The sequence below is a fragment of the Micromonospora lupini genome (assembly GCF_026342015.1).
GTDB lineage: Bacteria > Actinomycetota > Actinomycetes > Mycobacteriales > Micromonosporaceae > Micromonospora > Micromonospora lupini_B.
In genome coordinates, this window is sequence record NZ_JAPENL010000002.1 from 121,299 (window position 1) to 139,246 (window position 17,948).

Annotated in this window: 14 protein-coding genes; 3 read left to right on the top strand and 11 right to left on the bottom strand. The window is 73.4% G+C overall.

Going from position 1 to position 17,948, the window contains the following annotated elements; all coding sequences use genetic code 11:
• Positions 1–89 precede the first annotated feature (89 nt).
• The 3 genes from OOJ91_RS15370 to xylA all read right to left on the bottom strand — a co-directional run bounded on the left by OOJ91_RS15370 (position 90) and on the right by xylA (position 4,215).
• Positions 90–1,508 (bottom strand): MFS transporter, encoded by a 1,419-nt coding sequence (locus OOJ91_RS15370; protein ID WP_266245632.1) that lies wholly within the window; start codon positions 1,506–1,508, stop codon positions 90–92.
• A gap of 85 nt (positions 1,509–1,593) precedes the next feature.
• Positions 1,594–3,018, bottom strand: a complete 1,425-nt coding sequence (xylB, locus tag OOJ91_RS15375) for a xylulokinase (RefSeq protein WP_266245633.1) — start codon at positions 3,016–3,018, stop codon at positions 1,594–1,596.
• A gap of 9 nt (positions 3,019–3,027) precedes the next feature.
• Positions 3,028–4,215: a xylose isomerase gene (gene xylA, locus OOJ91_RS15380; protein WP_266245634.1), complete on the bottom strand. Its 1,188-nt coding sequence runs from the start codon at positions 4,213–4,215 to the stop codon at positions 3,028–3,030.
• 85 nt (positions 4,216–4,300) lie between these two features.
• On the opposite strand from xylA, the gene OOJ91_RS15385 reads away from it, so the two are divergent.
• A complete protein-coding gene (locus OOJ91_RS15385) occupies positions 4,301–5,539 on the top strand; it encodes an ROK family transcriptional regulator (RefSeq protein WP_266245635.1) in 1,239 nt (412 codons plus the stop codon).
• A 115-nt stretch (positions 5,540–5,654) separates the two neighbouring features.
• Positions 5,655–7,328 carry a SpoIIE family protein phosphatase gene (locus tag OOJ91_RS15390; RefSeq protein WP_266245636.1) on the top strand — a complete coding sequence of 558 codons (1,674 nt, stop codon included), beginning with the start codon at positions 5,655–5,657 and terminating at the stop codon, positions 7,326–7,328.
• A 65-nt stretch (positions 7,329–7,393) separates the two neighbouring features.
• Here the strand turns inward: OOJ91_RS15390 and OOJ91_RS15395 are convergent, their stop codons facing one another.
• Positions 7,394–8,044: a MarR family winged helix-turn-helix transcriptional regulator gene (locus OOJ91_RS15395; protein ID WP_266245637.1), complete on the bottom strand. Its 651-nt coding sequence runs from the start codon at positions 8,042–8,044 to the stop codon at positions 7,394–7,396.
• Between the two features lie 96 nt (positions 8,045–8,140).
• Between OOJ91_RS15395 and OOJ91_RS15400 the strand changes: the two genes are divergently transcribed.
• Positions 8,141–9,271, top strand: a complete 1,131-nt coding sequence (locus OOJ91_RS15400) for a PP2C family protein-serine/threonine phosphatase (RefSeq protein WP_266245638.1) — start codon at positions 8,141–8,143, stop codon at positions 9,269–9,271.
• A 10-nt stretch (positions 9,272–9,281) separates the two neighbouring features.
• Here the strand turns inward: OOJ91_RS15400 and OOJ91_RS15405 are convergent, their stop codons facing one another.
• From OOJ91_RS15405 to OOJ91_RS15435, 7 genes are all read right to left on the bottom strand, one after another.
• Positions 9,282–10,766: a sugar transferase gene (locus OOJ91_RS15405; protein ID WP_266245640.1), complete on the bottom strand. Its 1,485-nt coding sequence runs from the start codon at positions 10,764–10,766 to the stop codon at positions 9,282–9,284.
• 212 nt (positions 10,767–10,978) lie between these two features.
• Complete coding sequence (locus OOJ91_RS15410) at positions 10,979–12,733, bottom strand: substrate-binding domain-containing protein (RefSeq protein WP_266245642.1); 1,755 nt, start codon at positions 12,731–12,733, stop codon at positions 10,979–10,981.
• 168 nt (positions 12,734–12,901) lie between these two features.
• Positions 12,902–13,939, bottom strand: a complete 1,038-nt coding sequence (locus OOJ91_RS15415) for a lactonase family protein (protein WP_266245644.1) — start codon at positions 13,937–13,939, stop codon at positions 12,902–12,904.
• 139 nt (positions 13,940–14,078) lie between these two features.
• Positions 14,079–14,681: a GTP-binding protein gene (locus OOJ91_RS15420; protein ID WP_266245645.1), complete on the bottom strand. Its 603-nt coding sequence runs from the start codon at positions 14,679–14,681 to the stop codon at positions 14,079–14,081.
• Positions 14,662–15,051: a DUF742 domain-containing protein gene (locus OOJ91_RS15425; protein ID WP_266245646.1), complete on the bottom strand. Its 390-nt coding sequence runs from the start codon at positions 15,049–15,051 to the stop codon at positions 14,662–14,664. The genes OOJ91_RS15420 and OOJ91_RS15425 overlap by 20 nt, the downstream gene beginning before the upstream one ends.
• Entirely contained in the window at positions 15,041–15,463 is a 423-nt protein-coding gene (locus tag OOJ91_RS15430; RefSeq protein WP_266245648.1) for a roadblock/LC7 domain-containing protein, read from the bottom strand. The genes OOJ91_RS15425 and OOJ91_RS15430 overlap by 11 nt, the downstream gene beginning before the upstream one ends.
• Positions 15,463–17,886 carry a sensor histidine kinase gene (locus OOJ91_RS15435; protein WP_266245649.1) on the bottom strand — a complete coding sequence of 808 codons (2,424 nt, stop codon included), beginning with the start codon at positions 17,884–17,886 and terminating at the stop codon, positions 15,463–15,465. Before OOJ91_RS15435 ends, OOJ91_RS15430 begins: the two co-directional genes overlap by 1 nt.
• Positions 17,887–17,948: the final 62 nt, after the last annotated feature.

Sequence of the window (17,948 nt, forward strand, 5' to 3'; positions counted from 1 at the left end):
GTCGGCCGGGTGGTGCCGACTTCCTTTGGAGCTGATGCCGCAGACGAATCACGCGCAGCGCCCGCGCCGCTGTTACGCGGCGAGCGGCGTCAGAGGCGGTCGGCGCGGGTGTGCAGCAGGTCGTGCACGGTGTCGATGTCGGCCGGTGAGGTCCGCGAGGCGAGCCAGTACATGATGCCGGTGGGGATGAAGAAGAGCTGGAACGCCGCCAGCCCGACCGCGAAGTTCAGCGGTGGCGGGAAGGCCGCGCGCAGACCCTGGAAGGCGACCCCGACCAGCCCGTTGCCGGCCGACCGACCGACCCCGTTGACCAGGTTGCCGAGGCTGTAGACGGTCCCCCGGTGCTCCGGCGGGTTCACGTCGGCGATCAGCGCGAACCAGTTCGGCGAGTTGGCCGACGTCAACGCGAGCGCCACCACGGCGGTGAGCAGGCTCAGCCCGACCGACGGCTCGGTGAACACACTTGACAGCACCGCGCCGATCACCGCGCCGCCGCCGGCGCCGTCGGGCACGTCGATGGTCACCGGCACGAAGAACAGCACGAGGTAGAACGGTACGGCCGCGAGGATTCCGACGGCCGCGACCAACGCCCGGCCCCGAGGGGTACGCCGTTGCACCGCGTCGCCGACCAGCCCGCCGACGATGGAGAGCACGCCGCCGAGCTGGAACAGCGTGGCGAAGACGCTGCCCACCACCACCGCCGTCGACTCGGAGTAGCCCTGCGCCTCGGCCCGCTCGGCGAAGAGCCTCGGCAGCCAGACCAGTGAGCCGAAGGCCGCCTGCGCGGTCAGGCCCTGCAGGATCAACCACCGGTTGGTCCGCCGGGCCAGGATGCGCGGCAGATCGGCGCGGCTGATCCGGTAGTCGTACTCGGCGCCGGCGTCCAACGCGCCGGCCAGCTCCGGTTCGCTCTGGCCGCGCCGGATGTCATAGGTGAACAGGTACGCGAGGGTGGCGACCAGGCCCACGCCGGTCAGCACCCAGAACGGTCGCCGCCAGTCGGTCGCCCCGAGCAGCCCACCCACAAGCGTCCCGGCCAACGTGCCGACGCCCTGGGAGAGCCCCCAGAAGCTCATCACGAGCCCGCGCCGGGTCGGTGAGATCAGGTCGGTGACGACCGAGAAGCCCACCGAGCCGACCGCGCCGAGACCGACCGCCGCGACGAGCTGGGCGGTCAGGAACATGAGGTAGCCGTCGGCGAGCGCGCTGCCTCCGGTGCCCGCAGCCCAGAGCAGGGTGCCCACCATCAGCAGCGGTTTGCGGTTGGTGCGGTCGCCGACGTACGCCCAGCCGACCGCGGCCACCGCGCTGACCAGGAAGCTGACCGCGGTGACGAGGCCGAGCAGCCCGCCCGACACGTCGAACGCGTCGGAGATCGGCCCGTACAGCGGTGGGACCAGCCCGATCGCCACGTTGTCCAGCGAGGCGAGCAGCACGAACACCACGACGCTGTACAGCCGGTGCGTCCGGCCACCGCCCCGGCCGTGCCAGCCCCTGGTCACCGTCATGACCGGCAGCCAACCAGACTCCGACGACGGGGTCGTCACGCGGGTGGGTGCCGGCCGGCTCCCACCCGCGTCGACTCCGGGGGTGTCAGCGGCGGTCGAGGACCAACCCGCGGGCCGCGGCGTACTGGTCACGGACGGCGGGGACGGGCTCCGCCGCGTACTCCTCGGTGCCCTTGACCTCCCACTGCGGCGGCGTCGCACCGCCGAGGGCGACCCAGGCGGCCTGGCGGGCGGCGCCGTCGGCGACGTACTCCCCGGCGGGCGGGACGACCACCGGGCAGCCGAAGACCTGCGGTGCGATCCGGCGGACCGCTGCCGACCGGGCCCCGCCGCCGACCAGGATGACCCGGCGGACTGTGGCGCCCTGCGCGGTCAGCGCGTCCAGGCCGTCGGCGAGCGCGCAGAGCATGCCCTCCACGGCGGCCCGGGCCAGGTGCGCGGCTGTCGACGTGCGCAGGGTCAGCCCGTGCACCGCGCCGGTGGCCAACGGACGGTTGGGCGTCCGCTCACCCTCCAGGTAGGGCACCATGACCAGCCCGTCCGCGCCGGCCGGCGCGGAGAGCGCCAGCTCGGCCAGCTCGTCCAGGCCGACACCCAGCATCGTGGCGGCGGCGTCCAGCACCCGGGCCGCGTTGAGCGTGCAGACCAGCGGCAGGAAGCGGCCCGACGCGTCGGCGAAGCCGGCCACCGCGCCGCTCTCGTCGGCCGCCGGCACGTCGGCCACGCTGAACACCGTGCCGGAGGTGCCGATCGAGACGACCACGTCACCGGGGCCGGCGCCGACGCCGAACGCGGCGGCGGCGTTGTCACCGGTGCCCGCGCCGAGCAGCGCGCCACCCCCACCCAGCTCGTCGGCAAGCGTGCCGGCCGATTCGGCCGGACCCAGCACCTCGGGCACCACGAGCTGCCGGCCGAAGGCCCGTTCCAGCAGGTCGAGACGGTAGGAACCGGTTGCCGGCGACCAGTAGCCGGTGCCGCTGGCGTCACCACGGTCGGTCCGCAGCCCCGCCAACCCCGGCGCACCTGCCAGCCGCCAGGTCAGCCAGTCGTGCGGCAGGCAGACGGCCGCCACCCGGGCGGCCTGCTCCGGCTCGTGCCGGGCCAGCCAGCGCAGCTTGGTGATGGTGAAGCTCGCCACCGGCACGCTGCCGGTGCCCTCGGCCCAGAACCGACTCCCCGCCGCGCCGCCGCCGGCCTCCTCGATGAGGTCGGCGGCAGCGTCGGCGGAGCGGGTGTCGTTCCACAACAGGGCCGGGCGGACCACCCGGCCCGCCTCGTCGAGGCAGACCATGCCGTGCTGCTGGCCGGCGACGGAGACCGCCGCGACGTCGGCCAGCCCGCCGGCCTCGTCGGCGGCGCTGCGTAGCGCCTGCCACCAGGCTTCCGGGTCGACCTCCGTGCCGTCCGGGTGCGGTGCCCGGCCCTGCCGGAGCAGGGCGCCGGTCTCCGCGTCCCGGATGACCACCTTGCAGGACTGGGTGGACGAGTCAACGCCTGCGACCAACGGCATGGCGGGGCCTCAGCGAGCGCCGAGCAGGTGCTCGACGGCGAGCTGGTTGAGCCGGACGAAGGCGAAGCCCCGCTCGGCCACCGCGTCCACGTCGACGTCCTCGAACGCGGACCTGTCGGCCAGGAACTCCTCGTAGCCCTCACCGTCGCCGAGCGTCGGCGTGTTGAGGTCGCCGACCTTGCTGGTGGCGAGCGCCTCGACCACCTCGGGGTCGGCGCGGAACGCCGCCGCCCGCTCCTTGAGCAGCAGGTAGGTGCTCATGTTGGCCGCCGCGGAGGCCCAGACACCGTCCATGTCCTCGGTCCGGGAGGGCTTGTAGTCGAAGTGCCGGGGGCCGTCGTAGGCCGGGCCGCCGTTCGGGCCGCCGTTCTCCAGGAGGTCCACCAGGGCGAACGCGTTCATCAGGTCACCGTGGCCGAAGACCAGGTCCTGGTCGTACTTGATGCCGCGCTGGCCGTTGAGGTCCAGGTGGAACAGCTTGCCCTGCCAGAGCGCCTGGGCGATGCCGTGGGCGTAGTTGAGCCCGGCCATCTGCTCGTGGCCGACCTCCGGGTTGAGACCGACAAGCTCCGGGTGGGCGAGCTGGGAGATGAAGCCGAGCGCGTGCCCGATGGTGGGCAGCAGGATGTCGCCGCGCGGCTCGTTGGGCTTGGGCTCCAGGGCGAACCGCAGGTTGTAGCCCTTGTCGATGGAGTACTGGGTGAGCAGGTCGACAGCCTCGCGGTAGCGGTCGAGGGCGGCGCGGACGTCCTTGGCGAGGTCGTACTCGGAGCCCTCACGGCCGCCCCACATCACGAAGGTGCTGGCGCCCAGCTCGGCGGCCAGGTCGACCTGACGCAGCACCTTGCGCAGCGCGAAGCGACGGACGTCGCGGTCGTTGCTGGTGAAGCCGCCGTCCTTGAAGATCGGGTGGGTGAAGAGGTTGGTGGTGACCATCGGCACCACCAGGCCGGTCTCGTCGAGCGCCTTGCGGAACCGGGCGATGTGCTGGTCGCGGGTGGCGGGGTCGGCCCCGAACGGGATCAGGTCGTCGTCGTGGAAGGTGATGCCGTACGCGCCCAGCTCGGCGAGCCTGTGCACCGCCTCGACGGCGTCGAGCTCGGGACGGGTCGCGTCGCCGAACGGGTCGCGGGCCTGCCAGCCCACGGTCCAGAGCCCGAAGGAGAACTTGTCGGCGGGGGTGGGACGGGGTGCCATGGGGACCTCCGGGGTGGTGGGATGGTGTTGCCCGCTATTAGTTCAGCGATTGAATTATTTGCCCGCCCTATGGCACTGTCAAGGGGTGAGCCCCACCCCCGCCCCGGCCGGCGCAGCCCGTCAGGGCAGCCTCCGCGAGCTCAACCTCGCCCTGGTTCTCGGCCGGATCGCCGCCGCCGACCGCCCCCCGTCGCGCGCCGACCTGGCCACCGCCACCGGCCTGACCCGAGCCACCGTCTCCGCGGTGGTCGAGGACCTGCTCGCGGGCCAACTGGTAAGCGAGGCCGACCCGGCGCCCCGGGCGGGCGCCGGCCGCCCGGCCCGAGGGCTGGTCCTGGCCGACCGGGGCCCGGCCGGGCTCGGCCTGGAGGTCAACGTCGACTACCTGACGGTGTGCGTCGTCGACCTCGCCGGGCAGGTCCGGCACCGCACCGTGCACCGGGCCGACCTGCGTCCGGTCGCCCCCGCCGACGCGCTGGCCCGCCTCGTCGACCTGGCCGGGCAGGCCCGCGCCGACGCGGCCCAGCAGGGCCTCACCCTCGCCGGGGCCGCGCTCGCCGTACCCGGCCTGGTGGACGACGCCGGACTGGTCCGGCTCGCGCCGAACCTCGGCTGGCGGGACGTACCGGTCCCCGAACTGCTCAGCGGCCACCCGTCCCTGACCGACCAGGTGCCGGGCGTACCGGCCCTGGTGGTGGACAACGAGGCCAACTTCGCCGCGCTCGGCGAGCTGCACTCCCGGCCCCCCGGCCTGGCCAGTTTCCTGCACATCTCCGGCGAGGTAGGCATCGGCGCGGGGATCGTCCTGGACGGCGCGCTGTTCCGCGGGGTGCGCGGCTGGAGCGGCGAGATCGGGCACCTCCCGGTCCACCCCCAGGGGCGGCCCTGCCGGTGCGGCGGCCGTGGCTGCCTGGAGCAGTACGCCGGCCAGGAGGCGATCGTGGCCGCCGCCGGGCTGCTGCGGGCGGAGCTTCCCGCGGACATCGCGACGGCGCGGCTGGCCGAGTTGGCCGAGGCCGGCGACCCGGACGCGCTACGGGCGCTGCACGACGCCGGCACGGCCCTCGGGGTGGCGGTCGCCAGCGTGGTCAACCTGCTGGACCTGGACACCGTGGTGCTCGGCGGTGGGTACGCCCCGCTGGCGCCCTGGCTGTGCCCGCCGGTGCTCGCCGAGATCGCGGCCCGGGTGCTCACCGCCGCGTGGTCACCGGTCACCGTCCGGCCCTCGACCCTCGGTCCGGAGGCGGCCGCCGTGGGGGCTGCCGAATCGGTGGTCCGGCGGATCGTCGCCCGGCCCGCCGGCTGGCTGGGCCGCTCCGGCTGACGCGCTCTGGGCGTGCCTCGGTGCGGCTCGGTACGCTTGCCGTCAGGCAACGGCCCGCAGGCGAGGAGTGCACGAGCATGCGTACAGGTCGTCAGACGCGGGCCGGCGTCGGGCGGTGACCACGACCCGACGGGGCGGCATCGCCGGTCCCCTCGGCGACGACGGGCAGGCGTCACGCCGTCCGACCCGCCAGAGCGCCGGCGGTACGCTGCCGGCCGACTCGCCGCTGGCCCGCGAGCTGCTCGACGGGCTCGCCGAGGCGGTGCTGACCACCGACGAGACCGGCCGGGTGACCCTCGTCAACGCCCGGGCGGCAGACCTGCTCCCGGAGATCGTCGCGGGCGTCGAGCTGGCCCGTTGCCCGGTGGCGGCACTTGCCCAGGCCGTGCGGGACGGCACCGACAGCTTCGACGCCGAGCACCACGGCCGGCACCTGCGAGGCGGTCGACGGCAGCTCGCCGGCAGCAGGTACGGCTGGTACGTCCGGGACGTCACGGAGGAGCACGCCCGCACCGACGCCCTGCTGGCCGAGCGCTCCCGCACCGCGTTCCTCGCCCAGGCCGGCAGCCGGCTCGGGCTGTCCCTGCACCGGGACCAGACACTGTGCACCACCGCCGCCCTCGCCGTGCCGTACCTGGCCGATGCCGCCGTGGCGCTGCTCCGTCCACCCGCGCCGGCCGAGCCGCACCCACGCTGGACGCGGTACGCCGACGGCGATCCTTCCCCCGTCACCGGGCTGGCCGGCCCGGAGCTGACCGACGGCGTCCCCGGCCTCGGTGAGGCGTTCGACGGCGTACCCACCGAGCCGAGCGCCGGGCGGGACGCCGAGGCCGCGGACCTGACCGCCGTGCTCCCACCCGGGTTCGGCCGGCCGGGCGCGGTGCTGGTCAGCCCGATGCCCGGTCCCGGGGGGTCGGCAGGCGCGCTGGTGTTGGTCCGCCGTGCCGGTCGGGCCGACTTCGACCCGCGCGACGTCGAACTGGCCCGCGAGTTCGCCGCGCGGGCCGGCGCGGCGCTGGCCGCCGCCGAGCTGTACGGCGAGCAGGCCCACCTGGCCCGGGTGTTGCAGACCAGCCTGCTCCCGCCGGAACTGCCGACGGTGTCCGGCGTGAGCCTGGCCGGCGGCTACCGGGCCGCTGGGGACACGCTGCGCATCGGCGGCGACTTCTACGAGGTCTTCCCGCACTCGCGGGGCGCGCTGTTCGCGGTGGGCGACGTGTCCGGCAAGGGCGTCGGGGCGGCCGTGCTGACCGGGCGGGTCCGCCAGTCGTTGCAGACCCTGCGCCTGGTCGAGCAGCGACCGCTGGAGCTGATCCACCTGCTCAACCGCACCCTGTTCGACGCGCCCGACGCGGCACGGCGCAGCCAGCTCACCACCCTGCTGCTCGGGTCACTGGAGCGCGGGCCGGCCGGGGTGGACATCCGGATCGCCGGCGGCGGCCACCCCGCGCCGCTGCTGGTGACAACCGCCGGTTCGGTCGTCCCGGTCCCGGTCGGCGGGATGCCGGTCGGCGCACTCGCCGACGCCCGGTTCGCCGAGACTCGGGTGCACCTCGACCCGGGCGACCTGCTCCTCGCGTACACCGACGGGGTGACCGAGGCGACCGGCGGCCCGGTCCACGTCGAGAAGTTCGGCGAGCACCGGCTGCGCGCCGCGCTCGCCGCGGCGGCCGGGCTGCCGCCGGCAGCCCTGGTCGACAGGCTGCTCCGGGTTGTCGACGAGTGGCTGGGCCGGCAGGCTCACGACGACATCGCCATGCTGGCGGTGTGCGCCTCGGCGCCGGCCTGAGTCAGGCGCTCCGCGCGTCGGCGCCGGCCCGAGTCAGGCGCTGTGCGCGCCGGCGCCGGCCCGAGTCAGGCGGTTCGAGCCACCGGCGGCTCGCCTGTGGGCCGTTCGCGTGGCGTGCCAGCCGCCCGCTCGGGGCCTGTCGGCCGGCTCTGCCACACCGGTCGGGTCGACCGCTCCGGGTGCTCCGACGAGTCCCTCACCGGCCCGCCTGGCCGGTCCGGATCCTGCGGGTCCGCGTCGTCCGTCCAGTCGCCCCGCCCACGCGGCCGTTCCCCGTCCTCCGTTGCCGAGCCGCTCAGCGTCTGCTGCCGTCGGGCGGCCTCGTCGAACTCCCGCATCCCGTCGACAAGCGCGGCGCGACCCTCCGGGCTCATCGCCGCCAGCACGGCGGCAATCCGCTCCTGACGGTCGGCGCGCAGCTCTGCGAGGAGTCGACGGGCCTCCGGGGTGAGATGGAGAGAGATCTCCCGCCTGTCGAAGCGGCCCGGCTCGCGCTCCAGCATGCCGGCCGCGACCAACCGGTCGCAGAGCCGGCTTGCGGAACTGAGCAACATGTCCAGGCGGGTGGCGAGTCGGCGTAGGTTGATCCCGTCGTATTGCTCGACCACCATCACAGCCCGTAGTTGGGCTCCGGAGACCCGGCTGGCGGTCGCCTCACGGGCGGAATCCCAGACGCCCAGCAGGGCATCCGCCGCCGCGTCCAACGCGGCAGCCATACTCGTCGCAGGGTCCGGCGGACCATGTTTTTCGGCCATGGTGGCCCGAGACTACTCCGAAGCCACTGGTAGTCGAGCTTTGATCAAGGAGGCCTGATGAGCGAACCGGTCAATCGGGCACGACGTACCCTGAACGAGACACCCGCCGACCGTGTCGTGGGCGGTGTCGGAGAGGTCCTCGACGAGGTGTACGGGATCACCGAAGCGGAGCTGTACCAGGTCGACTACCGCCTCTCGGAGCTGTTGCCACTCACCGAGGGTGACTCCCTCCGGGGCGCCGGACACCCCGCCTGGCGGGCCTTCGACCACCAGTCGCCCCTGTTGGTCGACGGCACCGCCTGGCTGCCGGTCAGCATGCGCGGCGAACGCCGGGGCGTCCTGCGCCTGGCGCCGGTGTCCGACGACCCCGCCGTGCTCGTCGAGCTGGCCGACATCGCCACCGCGCTCGCGCACGAGCTGGCCGCCGTCTCCCCCGGCACCGACGTCTACAGCGTCGCGCGGCGCAGTCAGCGGCTCACGTTGGCCGCCGAGATGCAGTGGGACCTGCTCCCCGGCCGCAGCCGGATCCGACAGTCGTTCAGCCTGGCCGGGCAGCTGGAACCGGCGTACGCCGTGCGGGGGGACAGCTTCGACTGGTCCGACGACGGGCAGAAGCTCTGGCTCTCCACCGTCAACGGGACCGGTGAGGGCGTCGCGGCGTCCCTGCTCACGTCGCTGGCCACCCACGCGCTGCGCAACGCTCGCCGGGCCGGCCTCGGTCTGGGTGATCAGGCAGCCCTCGCCGACCAGGCCATCTACGACGAGTACCGGGGCAAGCGACACCTCTCCGTGCTGTTGATGGAGCTGGACCTGCGGTCCGGGACGATGACTGTGGTGGACGCCGGCTCGCCGCGGCTCGTCCTGCTGCGCGACGGGGAGGTTGCCGAGCAGCCGCTTGAGGCGCAGTTCCCGCTCGGCATGTTCGAGGCGACCGACTACCACGAGCAGACGTTCACGCTTGAACGCGGCGACCGGCTCTTCGTGGTCAGCGACGGCGTGGTGGAGGCCACCGGGCGGAACGTGCGCTACGGCGAGACGGCACTGGACCGGTTCCTGCGCCGCACCGGCCCGATGGAGCCGCTGGACGCCGTCCGGTCGCTGATCGGTGACCTGCGCGCCTTCGTGGCGGGCGACCTCGTCGACGATGCAGTGGTGGTCTGCCTGGACTGGACCGGCCCGCAGGCGTGAGCGCCGGCGGTCAGTACGCGCCGCGGCTGTTCAGCACCGCGCCTGCGGTCTTCCACAGGATGGTGAGGTCGGCGGCGAGCGACCAGTTCTCCACGTAGTAGAGATCGAGTCGGATGCCGTCCTCCCAGCTCAGGTCGGACCGGCCGCTGACCTGCCACAGCCCGGTCATGCCGGGCTTCACCAACAGCCGCCGGGCCACGTCACCGTCGTAGCGGGCCACCTCCGAGGGCAGCGGCGGACGCGGCCCGACCAGGCTCATCTGGCCCAGCAGCACGTTGACAAGCTGCGGCAGCTCGTCAAGCGACCACTTGCGCAGCATCCGGCCGACCCGGGTCACCCGAGGGTCGTCGCGCATCTTGAACATGAGGCCGTCGGTCTCGTTGCGGGCCGCCAGCTCGGCGAGCAGCGCGTCGGCGTTGACCACCATCGTCCGGAACTTGAAGACGCCGAACTCCTGCCCGCCCCGGCCCACCCGGACCTGCCGGAACAGCACCGGCCCCCGGCTGTCCAGTTTGATGGCCAACGCGATGACCGCGATCAGCGGCAGCAGCAGCGCCAACGCCAGCGACGACGCCGACCTGTCGACGAACCCCTTGACCAGCTTGCGCGCACCCCGGAACTCGGGCGCCTCGACGTGGATCAGGGGCAGCCCGGCGACCGGACGGGTGTGGATCCGCGGGCCTGCCACATCGGTAAGCGCGGGCGCCACGACGAGGTCGACGCCGGTCCCCTCCAGTTGCCAACCGAGCCGACGCAGTCGGGTCGCCGTCAGCTCACCGGAGGCGGTCACCGCGACCGTGTCCGCGCCGATCGCGGTGGCGGCCTCCGGGATGCCCCTGAACGATCCCACCACCGGCACGTCACCGAGCCGCTGCGCCACGGGCGCGAGCAGCGCGTCGGGGATGCACGCGCCGACCACCTGATAGCCGGCGTACGGCTCCCGGCGCAGCGTGTGCACCAACTCCAGGACGTGTGCGGTGTCGCCGACCACGAGCACCTTGCGGGACCAGCCGGCGCCCTTCGAGCGGGCCCGGTGCAGGCGTTTGCGCACGACGAAGCGGGTCGCCTCCAGCCCGACCGTGCCCACCGCGAACGAGAGGCCGAGGAAACCGCGGGAGACGCCGACGTCGGCGATGTAGCCGGCGATGGCGATCGCGCCGGCCAGCCGCAGGCTCGCCGAGCTGACCCGCCGGTACTCGTCAGCCCCGTAGCCGACGACCCGGTCGTCGTAGCAGCCGAGCGCCTTGAGGGAGATCAGCCAGGCGAGGACCAACCCCGGGGCCACAAGCACGTACGGGATCTTCGAGCCGACCGGCTCCTCGTCCCCGAATCGGCCGACGTACCCGATGAACAGCGCGATGATGAGGATTGTGGTGTCAAGCACGACCAGGACCCGGACGTAGGACCGTTCGTCGGCGCGGGCCACCAGCCCGCTCGGCGGGCCTTCCGGCGTCGCCGAGGTGTTGGCAGGGGTCAACAGTGTCGCCGCGGTCACCGGCCCTCCCACTCTGCTCAGGACGGCCCCGGCCGACGAGTCGGACCGGAGGCGGACGGACGATGCCGGGACACGTCGACATCCTGCCCTGATAACTATGACTGCCGATTGCTTCCGACGTATTGCCGTCACTTTTCTTCAACCCCGCGGCCATAAAGGAACCCGCCGTACCGCTGACGCGGTACGGCGGGTTCCTCCTGCTCTGCGGCCGGTCAGCGCGGCGCCGGGGGGCGGCGCGCGATGGCGGTGAGGAAGATGCTGCCGATCTCGCTCGGGTCCTTCGTGACGAAGACGTCGCCGCCGGTCACCTTGGTGATCGACTCCAACTCGGTCTTGCTGACGCCCTCGCCGATACCGATCATGATGACCTGGACGGGCCGCTCGGGGTCGGCGATCTGCTTGAGCTTGGCGAGCAGTTGCTGCTGGTTGAGGCCGTTGTCGTCCTCGTTCTTGCCGTCGGTGAACAGCACGATCGAGTTGACCCGGCCGGGCTGCCAGTCCTCCTGCACCGCCTGGTACGCGGCAAGCATGGTGTCGTACAGGCCGGTGTCACCGCTTGACGGCTTGACGGTGGCGAGTGCCCCCTCCAACTGCGCCCGCTGGCCGGAGAGCGGCCCGATCGGGACCAGCTCCCGGTAGTCCCGGTTGCCGACCAGCTTGGTGGAGAAGGTCCACAGGCCGATGGACCAGGAGTCGTCGAAGAGTCCGAGGCCGCGGCGGGCCGCGTCCACGGTGACCTCCTCCCGGCTGCGGTTGTTGGCGCTGGGCACCTCGTCCTTCATCGAGCCGGAGACGTCGATGACGGCGAGCATCCGACCGGACTGGGTGGCGATCGACCAGCTCGAGACGACACGCTGTATGGCGGCCGGGTCCAGACCGCCCGCCGCGGTGCCGCCGGCCGCCGGAGCTGTCGACGCGCCGCCGGCCGGGCTCGGGGCGCCCTGCGGCGCGTTGAAGCCGGCGCCCCAGTTGCCGTCCGGGCCGCGCAGCGACTGTGCCGCCAGGCGGTCGCGGAACTTGGGGGCGGTGAGCAGCTCGAACAGCACCTTCGCCGCGGCCGCCTTGGTCGGCTCGATGCCGGGCAGCACCGCGTACGGGTAGTCCAGCGGCATCGGGGCCGGCTCCATGTAGAGCGCGGCGAGCGGCACCGGAGGCTTCTTGCTGTTGTAGGCGATCACGTCTTCTTCGGAGAGCGCCGCCGCACCGAGCGCGCTCGCGATGGACGTCGGGTCGGTGGCGGTCGGGAAGCGGGCCATCAGGTCGTTGCGGAGCGAGGAGCGACCCGTGGCCAGCGCCCGCAGCGCGCCGACGGTGTTGCGCTGGGCGTCCCCGCCCGCGCCGCTGGCCGCCGTGGTCAGCGAGAGCAGGCCGGACAGGCCGGCCGCGTCCCGGGTCGGCTCGACGATGCCGGTACGCAGCGGCTTGCTGCTGTTCACCTGCTTGAGCAGATCGGTCCAGGTGAACTTGGCGTTGGGCCAGCCCAGTCGCGTGGCCACCGGCTCGGGCATCGCCACGACGACGGGGCTGCGGGCGATGGAGGCGCCGTTTGTCGGCGCGAACGCCGTCGCGTCCTTCTTCAGCCGCAGCAGCCAGGTCGAGGAGTCCGGCACCCAGACGTCCGGCGTGACTGCCGTGCCGCTGGCCTGCCCGACGCCGGCCAGCACGGCGCCGTGCTTCGCGGCCACCACGGCGGCCACGTCGACCGGGTCGGACGCCGAGACGTCAACCCGGATGCAGGTGGGGCCGACCGCGGCGCCGTCCTTGACCCACTGGGACGCGGCGGCGTCCACCGCGGGCGCCAGCTCGGAGGCGACCGCCACAGCGAGTCGAATCTCCCCGGAACAGCTGGGCTGGATCAGCTCCTTGTAGCCGAACCAGACGCCGGTGGTGACGACGAGAACCGTCGCCGTCGCGGCGGCGGCTGCTAGATGGAGTTTCGAACGCATGCGATGGCGGCCTGCTGACACGCTGACCATCTTGCGTATTAGGTGCCGTCTCTGCCACATCCGTTCGGACTAAAGTTACGCAGGAGAAACAGTTGATCACCATTTGGCGACAGAGCGTGACGGTGCGGCCCCACGGCGTTGCCAAACCGGTTCCGCTCTCACGTCCGGCCCCGCCGCCCTAACGACGACTCAGGGCAGCACGCAGGTCGGGCTTGCCACCGGCACGGGCTCGCCGACCGGGGCCGGGACGCCCGTGCTCGCGTCCCGCCGGAAGACACGCACCATGTCCGCCCGCTCGTCGGCGACGTACAGGTGCTCCCCGATCAGCGCGAAGTGTCGCGGCCACTCTCCGCCGGTGTCCACTTCGGCCACCAACTCGGGCAGCTCATCGGCCAGGTTGAAGACGGCGATGGTGCCGACCCCGCGGTTGGCGACGTAGAGGAAACGGCCGTCCGGGGTGACCGCGACCTCCGACGGCTGAACGTGGCCCGCCCGCTCACTCGCCTCGACCCGGCCACGCTGGTGCAGCGCCCCGTCGTCGGTCGACTCGTACGCGGTGACCGAGGCGTCCAGCTCGCCGACCAGATAGCAGCGCCGACCGTCGGGATGGCGGGCCAGGTGCCGGGGCCCGGTGCCGGGCGCCGTGCGCATCCGTGGACCGCGCGGCACGAGCCGCCCGCTCGCGCCGTCCAGGTCGTACCGGTAGACCGAGTCGGTGCCGAGATCCACCGCCAGCAGCGGCCCTCGGCCCCGGCCCGGGGAGACCATGTGCGCGTGCGCCCGGTCCTGGCGTTCCGGGTCGGGGCCGTGCCCCTCGTGCACCACCAGGTCGGTGCGCTCGCCGGGCACGCCCTGGACGTCGAGCGGGAAGACCGCCACGCTGCCGCCGCCGTAGTTGGCCGCCACCAGGTGGTCCCCGTCGGGCAGCACTGCCAGGTGACAGGGCTCGGCGCCGCCTGTCGACCGGCTGCCGAGCGCGTCCAGCGCGCCGTCCGGCCCGACCTGCCAGGCGCTGATCTCCCCGTCGGGCAGCTCGTTGACCGCGTAGAGCACCGGACGGGTGGGGTGCCGCACCAGGAACGAGGGCGACGGCGTGACCGCCGCCGTGCCGAGCGGGGTCAGGGCCCCGGTCGCCGGATCCCGGTGGGCGGCGACGATGCCGCTGCCCCGCCCGCCGCTCTGCGCGGTGTAACCCCCGATGTGGACGATCTCGCCCTGACCAGTCACGCTGCACCCCTCTGCCGGCATCCTGGAGTAGATCCAACCAGAGCTGCCCACGAAGGCGACCCGCTAACCGGCTTTCCGCGGACCAGATCGGCCCGCCGCTCCCCCGTCGACGGGCCGCCGCCGGTACGGCGGGGCCGGGTCAGGCGGCCGGCACCGGCTCACCGCGCTGCCGGGCCACGTGCTCGACCAGGGAGATCAACACCAGCTTGCCGGACTGCCGGTCCCGGGCGTCGCAGAGCACCATCGGCACGTCCGGATCCAGGTCGAGAGCCCGGCGTACGGTGTCCAGCTCGAACCGACGGGTGTCCTCGAAGCAGTTCACGCCCACCACGAACGGGATGCCGCGCTGCTCGAAGTAGTCGATGGAGGGGAAGCAGTCGGCCAGCCGCCGCGTGTCGGCGAGCACCACCGCGCCGAGCGCGCCGAAGGCCAACTCGTCCCAGAGGAACCAGAACCGGTCCTGGCCAGGGGTGCCGAAGAGGTACACCTGAAGGTCGTCGTTGATAGTGATCCGGCCGAAGTCCATCGCCACAGTTGTGGTCGACTTGCCCTCCACCCCGGAGGTGTCGTCGGTGCCGATGCCGGCGTCGGTGAGCACCTCCTCGGTCTGCAGCGGTCGAACCTCGCTCAACGCGCTCACAAGCGTCGTCTTGCCTGCACCGAAGCCCCCGGCGATGAGGATCTTCAGTGCCAGCGGGACGGTGAACGAGGTGCCCGCCTGGTCATAGCGCACGGAGTCCACTGACCACCGCCTTGAGGATGTCGTCGTCGGGAAGATCGCCGCCGGCCGGCGGCTCGTGCACCGCGACCAGCCCCTGAGCGAGGAGGTCACCGAGCAGCACCCGGATCACCCCGACCGCGAGGTCCAGCTCGGCCGCCAGCTCGGCCACCGACACCGGGCGACCGGCCAACGTGACCAGCCGCCGATGCTCGGGCGGCAGCTGCGGGTGGGCCGCCAGGTCGAGGTCCGAGCCGGCCAGCACGAACGCGACCAGGTCGAACCCGTCGACGGCCGAGCGCACCCGGCCGCCGGTGAGCGTGTACGGGCGGACCACCGGGCCCGCGTCGCCGTCCAGCCACTCGTGCTGGGGGCCGGGCGGCTCAGCCCGCATCACCGGCATCCGTCGACTGTCGGGCGGCGGCGGTGAGGTTCTCCCCCACGCGGATGACAAGCATCGCCATCTCGTACGCGACCAGGCCGATGTCCGCGTCGGCGTCGCTCACCACGGCCAGGCAGGCGCCCTGCCCGGCGGCGGTGACGAAGAGGTACGCGGACTCCATCTCCACCACGGTCTGCCGGACCGGGCCGCCGTCCACGTGCCGGCTCGCGCCCCGGGCCAGGCTGGAGAAGCCGGCGGCCAGCGCGCAGAGGTGCTCGGCGTCGGAGCGCTCCAACTCGGCGGAGGCGCCGAGCAGCAGCCCGTCGGCGGAGAGCACCACCGCCTCCCGGGCGGCCGGTACGCGTTGCACCAGCTCGTCGAGCAACCAGTCGAGGCTGTCGCTCTGCTTCGTCGTTTGCCGCACTAGGCGTCCCTCTCAGTCGCGGTCGGAGGTTCGGAGGCCGTCGGAGGCGCCGGATCCGGGCCTGCCGCGGCCGGGGTCGCGTCCGGCCGGCTCGCCGGGGTGGTCGTGCCGGGCGCACCGCCCCGAGTGGCCGAGCCCGGAGCGACGACTGTGGCCCGGCCGCGTGCCGTGCCGGCCTGGAGGGCCGCCATGACCTTGCGGACCTCCTCCGGCGATCGTGGCGTCGGCGCGTCGGCGACTGTGGACCGGGGCAGGGCGGTGGGGGCACGCCGTCGCACCCGCCGGGGCAGACCCTCCAGGTCGTCAGTCTCTCCGTCGGACGGCGACCCGCCGTCGACGCCCGGCGCGTCGGCCGACGGTCGGTCCGGCGTCGGGCCCGTGGGCAGGGCGAGGGTGGGCAGGTCGTCGGTGGCGGTCGCGGCCACGGCCGCGCTGGTGCGGCCGGCGCGGGGCCGGGGCACCGCGCCTCGGCGCACGGGTCGGGCCAGACGCCTGTCGCCCGAGGGGGCGGCAAGCGTGGTGGGGTCGGGGCCCGCCGGAGGCTCGGTGGTGACCAGGTCGGTGGGGACCAGCACAACTGCGGTGACGCCGCCCGCCTCGGAGGGCCGCAGCCGCACGCGGACGGCGTGCCGGGCCGCCAGCCGGGCCACCACGAACAGGCCGAGTCGGGCACTCTGCGCCGGGTCGAACTCGGGCGAGCTGGCCAGCCGGGTGTTGGCGCTCTCCAGCGCTGCGGCGGACATCCCCAGGCCCTGGTCGGTGACCTCCAGGACGTACCCGTTGGCGACCTGCTCCCCGGTGATGGTCACCCGGGTGGCCGGCGGGGAGAAGGCTGTGGCGTTCTCGACCAGCTCGGCGAGCAGGTGGATGATGTCGCCGACCGCTCGGCCCAGCACGCCGACAGGCTGCACGGTGGTGATGTCCACCCGGTCGTACGCCTCGACCTCGCTGATCGCGCCGCGGACCAGGTCGACCATCGCGACCGGGTTGCGCCACCCTCGGCCGGGCGCGGAACCGGCGAGAATGACCAGGTCCTCGGCGTGCCGGCGGAGTCGGGTCGCCAGGTGGTCCACCTGGAACAGTTCGGCGAGCTCGTCCGGATCCTCGGCGCGACGCTCCATCCGGTCCAGCAGGTGCAGCTGCCGGTGCACCAGGCCCTGGCTGCGCCGGGCGATGTTGAGGAACACCTCGTTGAGCCCTCGGCGCAGGGTGACCTCGTCCACGGCGGCCTGGACGGCGGTGCGCTGCACCTCGGTGAAGGCCCGCCCGACCTCGCCGATCTCGTCGTTGCCGTACTCAAGGGGTGGCGCCTCCCGGGCGACGTCGACCTGCTCGCCGCGGCGCAGTCGGGTCACCACGTCCGGCAGCCGGTGCTCGGCCAACTCCAGGGCGGCGGTACGGACCCCGCTGAGTCGCCGGACCAGGGTGCGGCCGACCCGCAACGCCACAAGCACCGAGACCACCACGGCGGCGAGCCCGAGCACCCCGGCGGCGGCCAGCCGGACCAGGATCCAGACGGCCACCGGCACCGAACGGTCGGTGAGCCCGTCGGCCTCGGCCAGCTCGAAGTCGCGCAACTGCTGCTGTACGGCGTCGTGGCTGGCCTGCCACGACGCCGCGTCCACAGGTGGCCGACCGGACCCGTTGGCCCCGATCAACGCGTCCTGCATGGCGCGCAGGCTGGTGAACGCCGGGCTCTCGGTCAGTCGCTGGTACGCGGCACGCCCGGCCTCGGGCAGGTCGGACACCGCGCTCTCGGTGAGCCACCGCTGGTTGCCGATGGCCTGTACGAGCAGGGCGTGCTCCCCCTCGGCGAACTTCCCGGCGGTCAGCACACCGGCCAGCATGGCGTCGGTCTGGCCGAGCAGCTCCCGGGAACGGCCCAGCGAGGTGAGGGCCAGCGCCTGTCGGTTGATGGCCGGATCGCTCAGGTTCGCCATCGCGGAGAACGCCTGGAAGGCAGCCGAGACCATGCCGCTGTAGAGGCCGAGGGCGCCGGCGCGGTCCATCATGCCGTCGTCGATGAAGTCCCGACCGGTAGGCAATGCCGCCAGGGCGGCGACAAGCCTGTCGACCCGGTCCTCCAACAGGTCGTCGGCGGCGTCGCGCAACGCCTCCCCGTCGACCCGACGACGCAGCTCGGCGACCGCCCGATCCGTACGCCGGCGCTGGTCGGCCAGGGCGGGCAGCTCGGTGGTGCCGGCGAGCTGCACCACCGACAGTCGACGCTCCCGCTGCAGCTCGGTGACGACCGCCTCGCCGGGGCGGCCCAGGTCGTACAGCAGGGTGCGCGCGGAGAGCAGGTTCAGGGCGGGGCCGAACGTCAGCGTCGTCGCGAAGATCCACAGCGCGAGGAGCGCGGTCACCGGAGCGACGACCAACGCGGTCAGCTTCGAGCGGATCGGCCAGTCGCGGGTTCTCATCAGACCTCGCCCGTACAGGGGTGGCAGGAGGGGCGCCGGCACCGCCGGGCAACGCGCTCGCC